The organism is Pelomonas sp. V22 (assembly GCF_030014915.1).
Classification (GTDB): domain Bacteria; phylum Pseudomonadota; class Gammaproteobacteria; order Burkholderiales; family Burkholderiaceae_C; genus JAUASW01.
The window spans coordinates 1622239-1638414 of the sequence record NZ_JAGIXS010000001.1 but is presented as its reverse complement, the minus strand read 5'-3'; the positions used below and the strand labels follow the sequence as shown (position 1 = coordinate 1638414).

The following is a 16176-nucleotide window of genomic DNA, read 5'->3' as shown; positions in this document are numbered from 1 at the left end:
GTCAGGAGGCCAGGGCGAGGCGCATCAGGATGTCCTGATAGGCAGCCTGCACCAGCGCCTGCAATGCAGCGCGGTCGACGGGCTCGCCGGGCTTCAGCTTGACGTGACGCATCTGCTTGCCCGCGCCCTGTAGCAGGCCGGCCGGATCGGCCAGTGCGTTGCCATGGAAGAAGCCGATATTCACATGAGCGGTGAAGGCATTGACGTAGGCGAACGGCGCATCCTGCACGCAGAGGTGGGGGCAGCCGTCGTGCATCAGCTCGCCGACCAGCGGGCCTACCTCGCGCATCAATTGGAACCAGTCGCTGGCCATCGCAGCCAGCTCGGCCGGCCTTCGTTCGAACCAGGCATCGATGGCCGGGTCGTGCTCGTGCGAGTGGGCGAACCTGAGCAGCGGTTCCATGGGTCGCCCGGGGCGCGCGCTTCAGCGCCGGCCCGCCGCCTTCTGAACGACCACGTTCTTGGCCAGCGTCTTGAAGCGCTCGCCATCCGCCTGCACCACGGTGATGGTGACGCGGCCGGTCTTGCTGGTCTTGATGTCGCGCACCAGGCCGGACTTGCCGACATGCGTGCCGCCCACCACCTGGCAGGCGGCGCCGTCCACCAGTGCTGCGGGGGAGTCATTGCTCATGGGTTCTCCTTCGCTTGAGCCTCGCGCAGTGCATCCGGCAGGCCATCGTGGCCACCCTGCGGATGCTGCGGCACATCGTCCCACCAGTCGCTGGGTTTCAGGTCCACGCGGCGCGTGGGGTTGAGCGGGTAGTAGATGCGGTTGCTGGACTTGGCCGGCTCGCCGCCGACCAGCAGCAAGGCCTCGCGCTCGGTGTTGTTGATGAAGCAGTGGCTGATGCCGGTGCCGGCCGGAAAGGCGGCCAAGTCGCCGGCCCGCATCGCATGCAGCTCGCCGTCGATCCAGGCCTGCACCTCGCCTTCGATCACGTAGACGAACTCCTCCTCGTCCGACTCGGCATGGGGCCAGGAGGAGCGCGTGCCCGGCAACAGGCGCTGCAGGTTGATGCCTATGCGCTGCAGGCCGGCCGCGCGGCCGATGCCGCGCACCGGGCCGAGCGCCTCGGTGCTTTGCGGGTAGACATGGGCGCGCTCGGGCAGGTCGGCGGCCGAGACGATGAAGCTGGGGCGTTGGGTCATGGCTGGTGGGCGTGCTTGGCGTGGAGGGCCGAGGCCCTAGTGTCAGGCCAAAGTGCAGCCGCTGCGGCCGCGAGGCCCTGCCTGTGGCACAGTCCAGCCATCCAACGCCAGCCGCTGAATCCCTTGAGCCAAAAGCCCGGGTCCGCCCCCACCATCGTCGACGTCGCCGAACAGGCCGGCGTGTCGATCAAGACCGTGTCGCGTGTGCTCAACCATGAGCCCGGCGTGCAGGAGGCCACGCGCGAGAAGGTGCTGGCCGTCGTCGCCGAGCTGAAGTACCGGCCCAAGCTTTCGGCGCGCAGCCTGGCCGGCGCGCGGTCCTTCCTGATTGGCCTGCTGTACTACGACCCCAGTGCCGCCTTCGTGGCCGGCGTGCAGCAGGGCGCCACCGTGCGCTGCCGTGAGGCGGGCTACCACCTGGTGGTGGAATCGCTGCACAACGACGCGCCCGACATCGACGTGCAGGTCGAGCGCATGGTCTCGGCCCTGCGGCCGGACGGCATGATCCTCACGCCACCGCTGTGCGACAACCCCAAGGTGCTGAAGGCGCTGCGCGAAAGCGGCACGCCCTGCGTGCTGATGTCGCCGGGCCGCCAGCCCAAGGGCCATCCCGCCCTGCCGCTGGTGCGCATGGACGACGTGCACGCGGCCGAGGAGGTGACCAACCTCCTGATCAGCCTCGGCCATGAACGCATCGCCTTCATCAAGGGCGCGACCGATCAGGCGGCGTCCAGCCTGCGCTACCAGGGCTTCGTCAATGCGATGAAGGCCCACAAGCTGGCCGTGGATCCGGAGCTGGTGCACCAGGGCGACTTCACCTACCAGACCGGTGTCGAAGGCGCGCACCAGCTCTTGAGCCGCCGCGTGCGGCCCACGGCGGTGTTCGCCAGCAATGACGACATGGCGCTGGGTGTGCTCGCCGCAGCGCAGCGCCTGGGCCTCTCGGTTCCCGCAGATCTATCGATCGCCGGCTTCGACGATTCGGCCGCTGCCAGCCTGGTCTGGCCGCCGCTCACCACGGTGCGACAGCCGGTGGCGCAGATGGCGCGCGAGGCCGTGGAGATGCTGATCGCGGCTCAGCGCGGCGAGGCCGAAGGCCCGACGCAGCGGGTGCTGCCGCATGAGCTGCTGGTGCGCAATTCCACCAGCGCGCTGGCGGGCAAGCCGGCCAGCAAGCGCAAGGTCTGAGCCGGCCGGGCTTCAGGCGCGCGCGCAGAGCTGCTCCACCAGCTGCCGGTGTGGCGGCAGATCGGTCAGGGCATGCTCGGCCAGCCGGGCAATCACCGTGAACTCGCGCTGCGCATCGGCCATGCGCGGGTAGGCGGCGCGGCTCGCCGTGATGTTGCAGCCGTACTCCATGCCATGCAGCACGTACTGCCAGCTGGAGGGCGGGTACATCTCCAGGTCGGTGATGAAGTCCAGCCGGTGCGGCGGGCGGCAGCGCCACATCGCCAGCTTGTCCTTGAGGCTGTCCGGGATGGAAGCGGGGTCGCAGTTGTCGCGCCAGAAGGCGGTATCACGGCGCTGGGTCAAGCAGTAGTGCAGCTTGACGAAGTCGACGATGCGCTCGTAGCGGGCCTTCATGAATTCGTTGAAGTACTTGGCCGCCGGTGCCGTGTCGCCATCGGCCGGGAACAGGAAGCCGATCAGGTAGGCGGCCGTCTCGATCAGGCCTATGCCCGAGGATTCCAGCGGTTCCAGGAAGCCGCCCGACAAGCCCACGGCCACGCAGTTCTTGACCCACTGCACTTCTCGGTAGCCGACGTTGAGCTTCAGGAGCCGCGGGCTCAGTCCCTCGACCGCCGGCCCTATGTGCTGGCGCAGCAGTTCCTCGGCGCGGCCGTCGTCGGTGTGCCGGCTCGAATAGACATAGCCGACGCCGCGCCGCTGCTGCAGGCCGATGTCCCAGCTCCAGCCGGCTTCATGCGCCGTCGAGATCGTGTACGAGGGGATCGGCGTGTCGGGCCGCTCGTAGGGCACCTGCACGGCCACGGCGCGGTCGACGAACAAGGTGTCGTTGATGTTGCGGAAGGGCGAGCCCAGCGCGCCGCCTATCAGCGCGGCGCGGAAGCCCGTGCAGTCGATGTAGAGGTCGGCGTCCAGCGTGCGGGCCTCGCGCGTGACCACGCCAGCAATCGCGCCCTCGGCGTCCAGCTCCACGCGCTCGACCGTGGCCAGCGTGTGCTGCACGCCCAGCGACTTGGCGTGTGTGCAGAGCAGGGCGGCGAAGCGGCCAGCGTCGAAGTGATAGGCGTAGTTCAGAGGGCCGACGAAGTCCGCGTCACTGGCGCGTTTGGGGCCGCGTGAGGCATCGGCCACGCGCTTCTGCAAGGTGGCGGCCTCCGCGAAGGCGCGGCCCTCGCCGGCGGCGCCCAGCAGCCAGTAGGGCAGCAGCTCGGGGCCGCCCGGCCGCTGGCTGGGCGTGCTGAACGGATGGAAGTAGTGGTCATGGCCCGGCGTGCCCGGCGCGCGCACCCAGTCCTTGAACTGGATGCCCTGCTTGAAGGTGGCATTGCACTCGCGGATGAAGAGTGCCTCGGGAATCCCGATGGCCGCCAGCGTGCCCTTGATGGAGGGGAAGGTGCCTTCGCCGACGCCGATGATGCCGATCTCGCTGGACTCCACCAGGGTGATGCTCACGCCACCCGGCGCGTTCGTGCCCAGGGTCTTGGCCAGGAAGGCCGCCGTCAGCCAGCCGGCCGTGCCGCCGCCGACGATGAGGATGCGCTTGATGGGCTTGTGCATGGCTTTGTCTCCGTCTGGCGCGGGCTGCGCGCGCGTTCTTTTCTGCGCCGATCAGGCTGCGAATGTACGGCTGCCCAGGCCTGTTGCGAGGCCGACCTAGGGAAAACGACAGCGTTGTCATTTTCTGTTTGACAACGTTGTCATCGGACGCCTAGTATCCGCTCCGGATCATGCCAACCGCTGTCCAATGCAAGGGCAGCGCAAAGACCGAGACAGGTCGTACCGCGGGGTCACAGCGCCACCGCACCCATAGGAGACAACATGACTATCCGTGCCTCAAAGGCCAGGCGCTGCCTGGTATCCCCTGTCCAGCTGGCGGTGTGCGCCCTGGTCGCCAGCGCCTCCTCGGCCTATGCGCAGACAGCGCCCGCCGCCAGCGACGCACCTGCCACGGGCACCAAGCTGCCCACGGTCACGGTGACGGCTACCAAGAAGGTGACCTCGCTGCAGAAGACGCCGGTGGCCGTGACGGCCATCGGCGCTGCCGACCTGGACGATGCCCATGTGCAGACCCTGCTCGACACCTTCAACCTGGTGCCCAGCCTGCAGGGCACGGGGCAGGGTGACCATGGCATCGTGAGCATCACGCTGCGCGGCATCGGCAACGACAGCGCCAAGACCGAGTACGCCGACCCTGAGGTGGCGCTCTTCATCGACGGCATCTTCTCGCCCCGCCCGGAAGGCGCCTCGACCCTGCTGTTCGACCTGGACGGCATGGAAGTGCTGCGCGGCCCGCAAGGCACGCTGTGGGGCCGCAACTCGACCGTCGGCGCCATCAATCTGAAGACGGCCAAGCCGCAGCTGAAAGGCCAGTCTGGCTACTTCGAAGGCGGCATCGGGAGCTTTGCCCGCGTGGGCATGCGCGGCGCCTTCAATGTGCCGGTCAGCGACACCCTGGCCCTGCGCTTTGCCGCCATCCACGAGCAGCACGATGGCTATGTGGACTACCAGACTGCGCCCAATCCCAGCCTGGCCAGCCAGAAGGCGGCCTATGCGGCCAGCAATGCCGGCAGCCTGGTCGGCTTCCAGCCCTTGAACTCCAACCTGTTCGTGCAGGGCGGCCCCAAGTACAACGCGCAGGACCAGAGCGCCGCGCGCCTGAGCCTCCTGTGGAAGCCGTCCAGCGACATGCGCTGGGACCTCTCCTTCGAGCAGTTCCGTGACCGCGGCACGCCCTCGATGAGCGTGATGCAGACGCCGCGCGCCGGCGAGAAATTCTGGTCGGCCCTGATCGACACCGCGCCTTCGCTGAAGCGCGATTCCACGGCCGTGCGCAGCCGCTTCGAGGTCGACCTCGATGGCCTGACCCTGGCCTATGTGGCGGGTCTCGGCCGCTTCAAGGGCTCGGGCACCTATGACCAGGACCTGGGCGTGGGCGTGCCCACCAGCTTCGCCACCGGTGCCAACCACCAGGAAGACAACACGGTCTGGTCCAAGTACAACAACTTCAGCCATGAAGTGACGCTGCAGTCGGCGGCCAAGCAGGACCTGGACTGGATCCTCGGCCTCTACTACGCGGCGGAAGACAACGGCATCCGCTTCGACATCCCCATCATGAACGGCACCCAGCAGGGCACGGTGGGCTGGCAGGGCAGCTTCATCCAGCCCAAGGAGACGGTGGATTCCAAGGCCGCCTTCGGACAGGCCACCTTCAACCTGAGCGACAGCGTGCACCTGACCGGCGGCCTGCGCTACACCAAGGACGACCGCAAGAACGTCGGTGGCCGTGGTTGGTTCTGGGCCTACAACGCGGCCGTGCCGCAGATCCCGCTGAACCCCAGCATCGACCCGACCAACCCGGCCAATGGCTACAGCGCCGGCAATATCAACGACGCGCATTACACCGGCAGCAAGACCACTTATCTCGCGCGCGCCAGCTTCGACCTGAGCAAGACTGCCATGGCCTATGCCAGCGTCTCGACCGGCTACAAGTCGGGCGGCTCGGGCGACGGCGGCCTGCATTACGGCCCGGAGACGCTGACCAATTACGAGGCCGGCCTGAAGACCACGCTGCTGGACGGCAGCATGACCTTCAATGCAACCGCGTATCACATGAACTTCAAGGACTTCCAGTTCAGTGCGCCGGTGATCGTCAACGGCAACCGCCAGTTCGCCTACAGCAATGCCGAGGGCGCCAAGGTCTCGGGCCTGGAGCTGGAGCTGGCCGCCATGCTGAGTGACGACGACCGCCTGCAGCTGACCGGCTCCTACACCAAGACCAAGCTCGGCGAGCTGGTGGCAGCCTCGAACGACTATGCGCTGCCGGCCTGCTTCGACGCGGCCCTGGGCGGCAACTGCCTGAAGGTGACCGGCCATGAGTTGCCCCATGCGCCCAAGTTCTCGCTGCAGCTGCGCTACGAGCACACCATCCACCTTGGCGGTGGCAACACGCTGACGCCGCGCATCAGCTACCACTACCAGACGGCCAACTGGCTGTCGGTCTTCAACCTCGGCGATGGCGACCGGCAGAAGTCGTACTCCACGGCCGACCTCGGCCTGCGCTACGCCGCCAAGAAGAACTGGTACGTGGACGCCTTCATCCGCAACGCCACGGATGCCAAGGTCAAGACCAGCGCGGGCAGCGCCGGTTCCTACGCCAACCCGGTGTGGACCGCGCAGTACCTGCCACCGCGCACCGTCGGCGTCAACGCGGGCTACAACTTCTGAGTGAGCGAAAGAACGGCACCCGCCCCACTGAAGGGGCGGGTGCCGGCAGCAGCCCATGCCAAACAAGACCTACGCCGCTTTGTTGATCGCCCTGGCCGCGCTCGCTGCATTTGCAGCCGCGCCAGCCTGGGCCGGCAAGAGCACGCTCACCGTGGCCACCTTCCCGGACCTGGACCGTGCCGCCAAGGCCGCGGCCCCCACGTGGGCCCGGCTGCATCCGGACATCGAGCTGAAGATCGTCTCGCTGCAGTACGCCGACCACCACACGGCCATGACCACGGCCCTGGCCACCGGCTCGGGCCTGCCTGATGTGATGGCGCTGGACTTCCGCTTCATCGGCAAGTTCGCCGCCTCGGGGGGGCTCGAGGACCTGGCCCGGCCGCCCTACAACGGCCTGGCCCTGCGTGAGCAGTTCGTGCGCTACACCTTTCCGCAGGCGCTCAATGCAGACGGCGCGCTGGCCGCGATACCGGCCGACATCGGCCCCGGCACCTTGCTCTACCGCAAGGACCTGATCGACAAGGCCGGCGTTACCGAGCAAGACCTGACCCGCAGCTGGGCCAGCTACCTGGCCGCCGGCCAGAAGATCAAGGCCGCCACCGGCGCCTACCTGATGGCCGATGCGGCCGACCTGCGCGACATCCTCTTGCGTGCCGGCCTGAAGGACGGCGAGGGCATCTACTTCGACAAGCGCGGCCAGGTGCTGGTGCAGAGCCCGCGCTTCGTCCAGGCCTTCGAGCTGGGCCGTGCTGCGCGCCGCGCCGGGCTGGATGCCGGCGCCCCGGCCTGGACCAACGACTGGGCGGCCGGTTTCAAGCAGGGCCGCATCGCCACCCAGATGATGGGCGCCTGGCTGACCGGCCACCTGCGCAACTGGCTGGCGCCCGACACCAGCGGCCTGTGGCGCTCGGCCGTCTTGCCCGGCGGCGTTTATGCCTCCTATGGCGGCTCGTTCTATGCGATCCCCAAGAAGGCCGCGAACAAGCAGTCCGCCTGGGAATTCATCCGCCTGCTGACGGCCGACAAGGAAACGCAGCTGAACTCGCTGCGGCTGGTCGACAACTTCCCGGCCCTGGTGGCGGCGCAGCAGGATCCGCTGTTCGACGAACCCATGCCCTTCCTCGGCGGCCAGAAGGCGCGCCAGCTGTGGCGCGACATCGCCGCCCAGGTGCCGGCCATCCCGGTCAACAAATACGACGCCGTGGCCACGGCCATCATCCGCGACGAGTTCGAGCAGGTGCTCAGCGAAGGCAAGGAGATCGCCCAGGCCCTGCTCGATGCACGCGTGCTGATTGAGCACCGGGCGCGGCGCCGCTGAGGGGATGCTGATGAAAACCAAGCAGCTCGCCCCCTATCTGTTCATTGCGCCGTTCTTCATCCTGTTCGCGGTCTTCGGCGCCTTCCCGCTCCTGTTCTCGGTCTGGCTGTCCCTGCATGAATGGGACCCGGCCGCCGGCCTCGCCGCCATGCACTGGGTGGGCCTCGAGAACTACCAGTTCGCGCTGACCGACCCCTGGTTCCACAAGTCGCTCTACAACACGCTGTGGTTCGCCCTGGTCTCGGGCCTGCCCCAGCACCTGGTGGCGCTGCCGCTGGCCTGCTTCATCCACCGCTCCCTCAAGCGCAGCCGCGATGCGGTGGTGGCGGCCTATTTCATTCCCTACATCACCTCCAGCGTGGCCATCGCGCTGATCTTCACCACGCTGTACTCGCGCGACTACGGCGCCGTGAACGCGCTGCTGGCCGAGATGACGCGCCTGCCGTTGCTGGGCTCGCTGCTGCCCGCCAGTCCGGTCGACTGGCTGGGCCAGGCCTCGACCACCAAGCCGGCCGTGGCCTTCGTGGTGTTCTGGCGCTACCTGGGCTGGAACCTGGTGCTCTACCTCTCGGCCCTGCAGACCATAGACAAGGACCTGCACGAGGCCGCGCGTCTCGACGGCGCCGGCGAGTGGCAGCAGTTCCGCCACATCACCTTGCCCTTGCTGCGGCCCATGATGTTCTTCGCGGTGACGCTCACCCTTATCGGCAACCTGCAGCTGTTCGAGGAGCCCTTCATCCTCGTCGACATCGAGAAGGGCGTCAGCCAGTCGGTGATGACCACGGCCATCTTCATGTACCGGCTCGCGTTCAGCGAGGGCGACTTCGGCGCCGCCTCAGCAGTCTCGTGGCTGCTGTTCTTCGTGATCGCGGTGCTGACCTGGTTCAACAGCCGGCTGTTCGGCCGCCACAAGGGAGGCTGAGCATGCGAATGATCAAGCCTCTCACGCCGGCACTGGCCTGGCTGCTGGTCGGCGGCGGCGCGCTGCTCCTGATCGCACCGTTCTACTTCACCTTCGTCTTCGCCACCCACCCGCGCAGCGAGATCTTCAACTCGCCGCCGCCGGTCTGGTTCGGCCTCGCGTCCCTCAGCAACCTCGATCTGCTGCTGGAGCGCCTGCCCTTCTGGCGCAACCTCGGCATGAGCTTCTACGTGGCCAGCATGACCACGGCGTTCAACCTGCTGCTGTGCTCGCTGGCCGGCCATGGCTTTGCGCTCTACGAGTTCCGCTTCAAGCGCGAGCTGTTCGCCGTGGTGCTGGGTTCGATGATGCTGCCGAGCTTCCTCAACATGATCCCGAGCTTTATGGTGATGGACTTCCTCGGCTGGATGGACCAGCCGCGCGCGCTCTATGTGCCGGCGGCGGCCAGCGCGCTCGGCATCTTCATGATGCGGCAGTACATAGGCTCGGCCATCCCGCGCGAGCTGATCGATGCGGCCCGCATGGACGGCTGTGGCGAGCTGCGCATCTTCTGGAGCGTGGTGCGGCCGCTGCTCGGCCCCGCCATGGGCACGCTGGGCCTGATCACCTTCATCTCCTCCTGGAACAACTTCGTCGCGCCCCTGGTGGTGATGCGCTCGGCCGAGCACTACACCTTGCCGCTGGCGCTGCGCTCCATGCAAAGCCCCAACAACACCGAGTGGGGCGCTTTGATGATGGGCAGCGCCATCGCGATGCTGCCGCTGCTGATCGTCTTCTTCTTCAGCGCCAGGCGCCTGGTGGCTGGCCTGACCTCGGGCGCCGTGCGCGGCTGACCCCTTCTCTTGACGCTATGTCTTCTGACCTCATGAACGCAATCGACGACACCCCGGCCGCCCAGGCGGCCCTGGCTCGCGCCTTCCGCGCCGACTTCCTGTGGGGGGCCGCCACCAGCGCCGCGCAGATCGAGGGCGCCGCCTTCCTGGACGGCAAGGGCGAGTCGATCTGGGATCGTTTCTGCCGCGAGAGCGGCCGCATCAAGGACGGCTCCCACATCGACCTGGCCTGCGACCACTACCACCGCTTCGAGGAGGACGTGGCCCTGATGAAGTCGCTGGGCCTCGACGCCTACCGCTTCTCCATCAGCTGGCCGCGCGTGCAGCCCGATGGCGAGGGTGCCTGGAACGAAGCCGGCTTCGACTTCTACTCGCGCCTGATCGACGCGCTGCTGGCCGCCGGCATCGCGCCCCATGCCACGCTCTACCACTGGGACCTGCCCGCCGCGCTGCACGACAGCTTTGGCGGCTGGCAATCGCGCCAGATCGTGCCGCGCTTCGCCGCCTATGCGGCCGAGGTGGCGCGCCGCCTCGGTTCGCGCCTGGCCAGCATCGCCACGCTGAACGAACCCTGGTGCGTGGCCACGCTGGGCTACGAGACCGCGCAGTTCGCGCCGGGCCTGACCGACCGCAAGATTGCCACCCAGGTCTCGCACCACTTGATGATGGCCCATGGCGCCGCCATCCAGGCGATGCGGCCGCTGACGACGACCAAGCTCGGCGTGGTGCTCAACCACACGCCGTCCTTCGCGGCCGAGCCCACCGAGGCCGACCGCCGGGCCGCTCGCATCGACGACGGCCTGAACGTGCGCTGGTACATGGACGCCGTGTTCCGCGGCCAGTACCCGGCCGATGTGATCGAGTATTTGGGCGACGACGCGCCGCAGGTCGAGCCGCAAGACATGGCCCTGGTGCTGCAGCCGCTGGACTTTCTCGGCGTCAACTTCTACACCCGCAACTTCATCAGCACGCAGGAGCCGGCCGTGCCCGCACCGGGCAAGCAGGGCTTCACCGACATGGGCTGGGAGATCTACCCCAAGGCGCTCACGCAGCACCTGGTGCGCATCACCCGCGAGTACTCGCCGCCGCCCATCTACATCACCGAGAACGGCATGGCCAACGCCGACCAGATCGTCGACGGCCGCATTGCCGATCCCGAGCGCATCGCCTACTTGCGCTCGCACCTGTTGGCCTTGGCGCGCGCCATCGAACTGGGGGCCGATGTGCGCGGCTATTTCTACTGGAGCCTGCTCGACAACTTCGAGTGGAACTCCGGCTACAGCAAGCGCTTCGGCCTTTTTCATGTGGACTATGCGGACCTGCAGCGCCGCCCGAAAGACAGCGCGCATTGGTACAAGGACTTCATTGCCGCTCATCACGCGGCGGCACGCTGAAATGGCGGCCGTCCGATTCGAAGGCGTGGCCAAGCGCTATGCCGGCGATGTCTCCGTCGTCGAGTCGCTGGACCTGCAGGTCCAGGCCGGCGAGTTCATGGTCCTGGTCGGCCCGTCCGGCTGCGGCAAGAGCACGACGCTGCGCATGCTGGCCGGCCTGGAGGCGGTGAGCGAAGGCCGGATCTTCATCGGCGAGCGCGACGTGACCGAGGTGCCGCCGGCCTGGCGCGGCGTGGCCATGGTGTTCCAGAGCTATGCGCTCTACCCGCACATGAGCGTGGCCGAGAACATGGGCTTCGCGCTCAAGATGGCCGGCCGCTCCAAGGCCGAGGTCGAGGCCGCCGTGGCCAAGGCCGCGCGCAGCCTGCAGCTGGAACCGCTCTTGGAGCGCCTGCCGCGCGAGCTCTCCGGCGGCCAGCGGCAGCGCGTGGCCATAGGCCGGGCCATCGTGCGAGAGCCGGCGGTCTTCCTGTTCGACGAGCCCTTGTCCAACCTCGACGCAGCGCTGCGCAACGACACCCGTGTCGAGCTGGCGCGCCTGCATGAGGAGCTGGGCGCCACCATCATCTACGTCACCCACGACCAGGTCGAGGCGATGACGCTGGGCGATCGCATCGCGGTCTTCAACCAGGGCCGCATCGAGCAGGTCGGTGCGCCGATGGAGGTCTACCAGCGGCCGCGCACCCGCTTCGTGGCCGGCTTCCTCGGCTCGCCGCGCATCAACTTCCTGCCGGCCGATCTGCCTGGCCTGCCGCAGCGGCCGGGCGCGGTGGAGCTGGCCCTGCGGCCCGAGCATTTGCACCTGGCCGGCGAGGGCGCGCCGCTCTGGGGCGAGCTCTCGCTGATCGAACACCTGGGCGACCAAAGCCTGGCCTATGTGCGGCTGGACGGGCTGGAGCGGCCGCTGGCCGTCAAGCTCACGGCTGCCGAAGGCGCGGGCCTGCGCCGGCACGAGCGCGTGGGGCTCTCTTATGACGCCGCGCACCTGCTGGCCTTCAATGCTGCAGGCGCCCTGATGGACGAACAGCGAGGACAGGACGCATGAGCGACTCGACGTTTCCGCGCCTGCTGGCCGATGTGGGCGGCACCAATGTGCGCTTCGCCAGCCAGTTCATGGCCGGCGGGCCGCTGGCCGGCGTTGCCAGCTACCGCTGCGCTGATTTCGCCACGCTGTGGGATGCCATCCAGCACCACCTGAACGAGCGCGGCGAAGGGCGGCCCCGCAGCTGCGCCATCGGCATCGCCACCGCCATCACCGGCGACCAGGTGCAGATGACCAACCACCACTGGTCCTTCTCCATCGAGGCCTTGCAGCGTGAGCTCGGGGCCGAGCGCCTGCTGGTGCTGAACGACTTCACCGCGCTCGCGCTCTCGCTGCCCGCCCTGGGCCCGAGCGCCTGCCGCCAGGTGGGCGGCGGCGCGGCCGTGGGTGGCGCGCCGCTGGGCCTGGTGGGGCCGGGCACGGGCCTCGGCGTTTCGGGCCTGCTGCCGGGGGCCGGCGGTGAGGTGCCGATAGGCGGCGAAGGCGGCCATGTCACGCTCTGCTCCAGCGATGCCGAGGAGGACGCGGTGCTCAAGGTGCTGCAGCGCCGCTTCGGCCATGTCTCGGCCGAGCGGGCCTTGTCGGGGCCAGGTCTTGAGAATCTCTACCAGGCATTGGCCGAGGTGCGTGGCGCACAGGCCGAGGCCTTGGACGCCAGCGCCATCAGCGCGGCCGCCCTCGACGGCAGCGACCCGCTGGCCGAGGCCGCGCTGGCCCAGTTCTGCAGCCTGCTGGGCAACGTGGCCGGCAATGTGGCGCTGACGCTGGGCGCGCGCGGCGGTGTCTACATCGGCGGCGGCATCGTGCCCCGCCTGGGCGACTGGTTCGACCGCTCGCGTTTTCGCGAGCGCTTCGAATCCAAGGGGCGGTTCAGCGGCTATCTGCGGGCGATCCCGACCTATGTGGTGCAGGCGGGGGATCAGGCGGCGTTGCTGGGGGCGGCAAGGGCCTTGGACAGGGCGGGCTAAGGAGCGCGATCCGGCGGCTCGGCCGGCTTCTCGGCATCAAGGCCCCAGCTCATCCAGTCCTCGCCAAACAGCTCCGAGGGATGCGGGCTGGCGATGCTGCCGTTGCCGCATTGCATCGCGTCTGCCGCGCAGTACTTGTCGCAGCCCCAGCAGATTCGCTCGGGGTGCAGCGGGTGGATGGGAAATTTCTTGGCCATGGCAACGGTGGCGTTCGTAAGCCAGCATGCACCCGCTCGGGCCGGGCGGCATTGAGCTGGCACAAGGGGCCGCTCAGTCGCGTTGAAATTCCGGCTGATCTCTCAGCTTGCCCATCGCGTTCCAAAGCCGCTCGGCCATCGGCAGTTGTGCAGCCGCATGCTTCTGCGAGATCACGGCAAAGAAGTCTTCGCGTAGCAGCGCGCGGGGCAGCACAACGAGCGGCTTGAGCTCGGGGTCGGCCAGTGCGATCTCGAACTCGTCCTGCAGGCCGAGGGCGAGGTCAAAGCGTTTGGCAGCGAGCATGCGCAGCTGCAGGGTGGCGGTCAGGGCGGTTTCGTCGACCAGCACCGGCATCTGCCGCACGGCGTTGAGGGATACGCGCTGGCCGGCGCGCAGGCCGACCTTGGGCGTGCGCTCGTCCGGCATGCCTGTGATGCGCTTGCCGTCCCAATCGAACCGGCTGTCGGCGCGGCGCACCCAGACGAGGTTGAGCCGGGCGATGCGCCGCTCGGCATCCAGGGCGCCGCTTTTCAGCGGGAAGCGGAACTCCTCGAGGTTCTCCGGCGTGGGGCCGGCGAGCAGCATGTCGGTGTCGCCGTTGGCCATCATGATGCGGCAACGCCGGAACGGGTAGCGCTGCAACTGCACGCTGAGATCGGCCAGCTTGCCGGCCGCGACCAGCAGGCGCTCGGCGCGGCCCGGGTGGCGTGGATCGTTGGTGATGTAGGGCAGGATGGGCTGGTCGCCAACGCAGACCCGCCAGATGCGCGGCGGCGCTTCGGCGCCGCTTTGTGCATTGGCTTGTGAACTGGCTTGTGCGCCGCAGAGTCCGGCCAGTGCCCACAGGAGAGGCGGCAGGGCCAGGCGGCGCAGGGCTTGCATGGCCGCGAGCATAGGGCGGCCCCGGCAGCGCATCAAGCCCTGGCACCCCCTGCGCCGGGCCTGGGCACAATGCGCCGCCATGACGCCCAAGTTCTTTGCCCTCCTCGGCGGCTTGCTGCTCGCCGCCAGCCTGCAGGCCGCGCCCGCAGACAAGCGCATCGCCATCAGCATCGACGACCTGCCGCTGGCCAACCAACGGCCGCTCAGTCTCGCCGACAAGCAGGCCCAGACCGAGCGGATGCTGGCCGCGCTGCGCAAGCACCAGGCGCCGGCCATCGGCTTCGTCAACGAAGACCGGCTGCAGGTGCGCGGCGAGGTGGATGGCCACATCGGCCTGCTGCAGCGCTGGCTCGATGCCGGCATGGAGCTGGGCAACCATGGCTACGGCCACCTGAGCATGCAGAAGACGCCGCTCGATCAGTACCAGGATGCGGTGCTGCGCGGCGACGTGGTGCTGCGCAGCCTGCTGGCACCGCGCGGTCAGGCGCCGCGCTACTGGCGCCACCCCTATCTGCAGACCGGCAAGAACGACGAGGAGACGGCGCAGTTCGAGGCCTTTCTCGCAAAGCGCGGCTACCGCGTGGCGCCGGTCACTGTCGAGCACGACGACTATGTGTTCGCCTGCGTCTACGAGCGCTCCGATGCGGCCGGCAAGCGCCGCACGCTGGAGGCCTATCTGCCGCATCTGGACAAGGCGCTTGATGCCTATGAGCGCATGAGCCAGGAGCTGTTTGAGCGGCAGATTCCGCAGGTCTTGCTGATCCATGCCAACGAGGTCAATGCCGACTCGCTGGATGCCACGCTGCAGCGGCTGCGCGAGCGCGGCTATCGCTTCATCACGCTCGACGAAGCACTGGCCGACCCGGCCTACGCCTCGCCTACCGCCGCGAGCAAGCAGTACGGCTCCTCCTGGCTGGCGCGCTGGGCGCGGGCGATGAACAAGAGGCTGTCGGTCTATGGCCAGCCCGATCCGAGCGGCTGGGTGGCGGAGCGCTACGCGGCCGAGTGCCGCTGAGTCAGGGTCATCAAGGCGCCAGCGAGCGCGTGATCTCGGCAGCGCTGACGGCGCGGCAGCCGGCCAGGTTCTGACCCGCCCACAGCGGCGAGAAATCGCCGAGGCCGCGCGCTTCGGCTGCCGCCCGCAGCGGCGCGATGGCGCCGGTGGCCAGCGGGAAGGCGGGCACCGGTTCCGACAGCGGCCCCAGCTCGCGCATCAGGCGGTTGACGATGCCGCGCGCGGGCCGGCCGGTGAACAGATGCGTGATCGCTGTGTGCGCCGCCCCCGGGCTTTGCAGCGCGGCGCGATGGAGGGCCGTGGTGTCGGCCTCGTCGCAGAGCAGGTAGGCGCTGCCGACCTGTGCGGCCATGGCGCCCAGGCCCAGCACGGCGCGCACGCCGGCCGCATCGGCAATGCCGCCGGCCGCGATCACCGGCACTTTCACGGCCGCCACGATCTGCGGCAGCAGGGCAAAGAGCCCCAGCTGCCGGCTCAGGGTGGGCGAGAGGAAATGGCCGCGATGCCCGCCTGCCTCCAGGCCTTGCGCGATCACGGCATCGGCGCCATGGGCCTCCAGCCAGCGCGCTTCTTCCACCGTGGTGGCCGAAGACCAGACCTGGGCACCCCAGCGCTTGACGCGCGCGATCAGCTCCGGCGCGGGCAGGCCGAAGTGGAAGCTGACGATGGGCGGCGCGAACTCGGCGATGGCTTCGGCCAGCTCGGCATTGAAGGGCTGGCGGCCGGGGCCCGCGCCGATGCTGGCCGGGTCTATGCCGAACTCGGCCAGAAAGGGGGCGAGCCGCTGGCGCCACCGCGTCTCGCTTTGCTCATCCGGCGTTGGCGGCTGGTGGCAGAAGAAGTTGATGTTGAAAGGCCGGTCGGTCGCCGCGCGTATGGCCTGCAGTTCGCGGCGCAGCGCCTCCGGCGTCAGCATGGCGGCTGGCAGTGAACCGAGGCCGCCGGCCTGGCAGACGGCAATCGCCAGCCGGCTGCCCTGCGAGCCGGCCATCGGCGCCTGGATGACGGGCAGGGCGGTGCCGAGTGGGGTCACGTCTTGCTTG

16 protein-coding genes are annotated in these 16176 nt (G+C 68.5%); 9 read left to right on the top strand and 7 right to left on the bottom strand.

Annotation, left to right across the window (positions count from 1 at the left end):
- Position 1 precedes the first annotated feature (1 nt).
- The 3 genes from J7U46_RS07360 to J7U46_RS07350 are packed head-to-tail and all read right to left on the bottom strand — an operon-like array spanning position 2 to position 1149.
- The gene (locus tag J7U46_RS07360; protein WP_282824286.1) at positions 2 to 403 is read right to left on the bottom strand and encodes a DUF1801 domain-containing protein; all 402 of its coding nucleotides are present in this window, start codon (positions 401 to 403) and stop codon (positions 2 to 4) included.
- A gap of 21 nt (positions 404 to 424) precedes the next feature.
- Positions 425 to 631 carry a hypothetical protein gene (locus J7U46_RS07355; protein WP_282824284.1) on the bottom strand — a complete coding sequence of 69 codons (207 nt, stop codon included), beginning with the start codon at positions 629 to 631 and terminating at the stop codon, positions 425 to 427.
- Complete coding sequence (locus tag J7U46_RS07350; RefSeq protein ID WP_282824282.1) at positions 628 to 1149, bottom strand: cupin domain-containing protein; 522 nt, start codon at positions 1147 to 1149, stop codon at positions 628 to 630. Before J7U46_RS07350 ends, J7U46_RS07355 begins: the two co-directional genes overlap by 4 nt.
- 123 nt (positions 1150 to 1272) lie before the next feature.
- Between J7U46_RS07350 and J7U46_RS07345 the strand changes: the two genes are divergently transcribed.
- Entirely contained in the window at positions 1273 to 2337 is a 1065-nt protein-coding gene (locus J7U46_RS07345; protein ID WP_282824280.1) for a LacI family DNA-binding transcriptional regulator, read from the top strand.
- A gap of 12 nt (positions 2338 to 2349) precedes the next feature.
- Here J7U46_RS07345 and J7U46_RS07340 read toward each other — a convergent pair whose 3' ends face one another.
- Entirely contained in the window at positions 2350 to 3894 is a 1545-nt protein-coding gene (locus J7U46_RS07340) for a tryptophan halogenase family protein (RefSeq protein ID WP_282824279.1), read from the bottom strand.
- A gap of 261 nt (positions 3895 to 4155) precedes the next feature.
- Here J7U46_RS07340 and J7U46_RS07335 point away from each other — a divergent pair, with 261 nt between their 5' ends.
- From J7U46_RS07335 to J7U46_RS07305, 7 genes are read left to right on the top strand one after another with little or no spacing between them, the layout of a single operon-like run.
- On the top strand, positions 4156 to 6561 hold the full coding sequence (locus J7U46_RS07335) for a TonB-dependent receptor (RefSeq protein WP_282824276.1): 2406 nt from the start codon (positions 4156 to 4158) through the stop codon (positions 6559 to 6561).
- Between the two features lie 55 nt (positions 6562 to 6616).
- Positions 6617 to 7879: an extracellular solute-binding protein gene (locus J7U46_RS07330; RefSeq protein WP_282824275.1), complete on the top strand. Its 1263-nt coding sequence runs from the start codon at positions 6617 to 6619 to the stop codon at positions 7877 to 7879.
- A gap of 10 nt (positions 7880 to 7889) precedes the next feature.
- A complete protein-coding gene (locus tag J7U46_RS07325) occupies positions 7890 to 8801 on the top strand; it encodes a sugar ABC transporter permease (protein ID WP_282824274.1) in 912 nt (303 codons plus the stop codon).
- Between the two features lie 2 nt (positions 8802 to 8803).
- Positions 8804 to 9634 (top strand): carbohydrate ABC transporter permease, encoded by an 831-nt coding sequence (locus J7U46_RS07320; RefSeq protein WP_282824273.1) that lies wholly within the window; start codon positions 8804 to 8806, stop codon positions 9632 to 9634.
- 32 nt (positions 9635 to 9666) lie between these two features.
- The gene (locus J7U46_RS07315; protein ID WP_282824271.1) at positions 9667 to 11028 is read left to right on the top strand and encodes a GH1 family beta-glucosidase; all 1362 of its coding nucleotides are present in this window, start codon (positions 9667 to 9669) and stop codon (positions 11026 to 11028) included.
- Between the two features lies 1 nt (position 11029).
- Positions 11030 to 12073 carry an ATP-binding cassette domain-containing protein gene (locus J7U46_RS07310; protein WP_282824269.1) on the top strand — a complete coding sequence of 348 codons (1044 nt, stop codon included), beginning with the start codon at positions 11030 to 11032 and terminating at the stop codon, positions 12071 to 12073.
- Positions 12070 to 13038, top strand: a complete 969-nt coding sequence (locus J7U46_RS07305; protein ID WP_282824267.1) for a glucokinase — start codon at positions 12070 to 12072, stop codon at positions 13036 to 13038. The genes J7U46_RS07310 and J7U46_RS07305 overlap by 4 nt, the downstream gene beginning before the upstream one ends.
- On the opposite strand, the gene J7U46_RS07300 is transcribed toward J7U46_RS07305, so the two are convergent.
- Positions 13035 to 13235: a DUF3079 domain-containing protein gene (locus J7U46_RS07300; RefSeq protein ID WP_282824266.1), complete on the bottom strand. Its 201-nt coding sequence runs from the start codon at positions 13233 to 13235 to the stop codon at positions 13035 to 13037. The two genes, J7U46_RS07305 and J7U46_RS07300, sit on opposite strands and share 4 nt — an antisense overlap.
- Before the next feature lie 73 nt (positions 13236 to 13308).
- A complete protein-coding gene (locus tag J7U46_RS07295) occupies positions 13309 to 14118 on the bottom strand; it encodes a hypothetical protein (protein WP_282824264.1) in 810 nt (269 codons plus the stop codon).
- Between the two features lie 79 nt (positions 14119 to 14197).
- On the opposite strand from J7U46_RS07295, the gene J7U46_RS07290 reads away from it, so the two are divergent.
- A complete protein-coding gene (locus tag J7U46_RS07290) occupies positions 14198 to 15133 on the top strand; it encodes a polysaccharide deacetylase family protein (RefSeq protein WP_282824262.1) in 936 nt (311 codons plus the stop codon).
- Positions 15134 to 15143: 10 nt separating this feature from the next.
- Here J7U46_RS07290 and J7U46_RS07285 read toward each other — a convergent pair whose 3' ends face one another.
- Complete coding sequence (locus tag J7U46_RS07285; protein WP_282824260.1) at positions 15144 to 16166, bottom strand: nitronate monooxygenase; 1023 nt, start codon at positions 16164 to 16166, stop codon at positions 15144 to 15146.
- Between the last annotated feature and the right edge of the window lie 10 nt (positions 16167 to 16176).

Bases quoted from the DNA above. Each gene is read 5' to 3' on its own strand.
- J7U46_RS07300 (WP_282824266.1), bottom strand. From the start codon at position 13,235: ATGGCCAAGAAATTTCCCATCCACCCGCTGCACCCCGAGCGAATCTGC.
- J7U46_RS07310 (WP_282824269.1), top strand. From the start codon at position 11,030: ATGGCGGCCGTCCGATTCGAAGGCGTGGCCAAGCGCTATGCCGGCGAT.
- J7U46_RS07290 (WP_282824262.1), top strand. From the start codon at position 14,198: ATGACGCCCAAGTTCTTTGCCCTCCTCGGCGGCTTGCTGCTCGCCGCC.
- J7U46_RS07320 (WP_282824273.1), top strand. From the start codon at position 8,804: ATGCGAATGATCAAGCCTCTCACGCCGGCACTGGCCTGGCTGCTGGTC.
- J7U46_RS07350 (WP_282824282.1), bottom strand. From the start codon at position 1,149: ATGACCCAACGCCCCAGCTTCATCGTCTCGGCCGCCGACCTGCCCGAG.
- J7U46_RS07330 (WP_282824275.1), top strand. From the start codon at position 6,617: ATGCCAAACAAGACCTACGCCGCTTTGTTGATCGCCCTGGCCGCGCTC.
- J7U46_RS07360 (WP_282824286.1), bottom strand. From the start codon at position 403: ATGGAACCGCTGCTCAGGTTCGCCCACTCGCACGAGCACGACCCGGCC.
- J7U46_RS07305 (WP_282824267.1), top strand. From the start codon at position 12,070: ATGAGCGACTCGACGTTTCCGCGCCTGCTGGCCGATGTGGGCGGCACC.
- J7U46_RS07295 (WP_282824264.1), bottom strand. From the start codon at position 14,118: ATGCAAGCCCTGCGCCGCCTGGCCCTGCCGCCTCTCCTGTGGGCACTG.
- J7U46_RS07335 (WP_282824276.1), top strand. From the start codon at position 4,156: ATGACTATCCGTGCCTCAAAGGCCAGGCGCTGCCTGGTATCCCCTGTC.
- J7U46_RS07355 (WP_282824284.1), bottom strand. From the start codon at position 631: ATGAGCAATGACTCCCCCGCAGCACTGGTGGACGGCGCCGCCTGCCAG.
- J7U46_RS07340 (WP_282824279.1), bottom strand. From the start codon at position 3,894: ATGCACAAGCCCATCAAGCGCATCCTCATCGTCGGCGGCGGCACGGCC.
- J7U46_RS07325 (WP_282824274.1), top strand. From the start codon at position 7,890: ATGAAAACCAAGCAGCTCGCCCCCTATCTGTTCATTGCGCCGTTCTTC.
- J7U46_RS07315 (WP_282824271.1), top strand. From the start codon at position 9,667: ATGAACGCAATCGACGACACCCCGGCCGCCCAGGCGGCCCTGGCTCGC.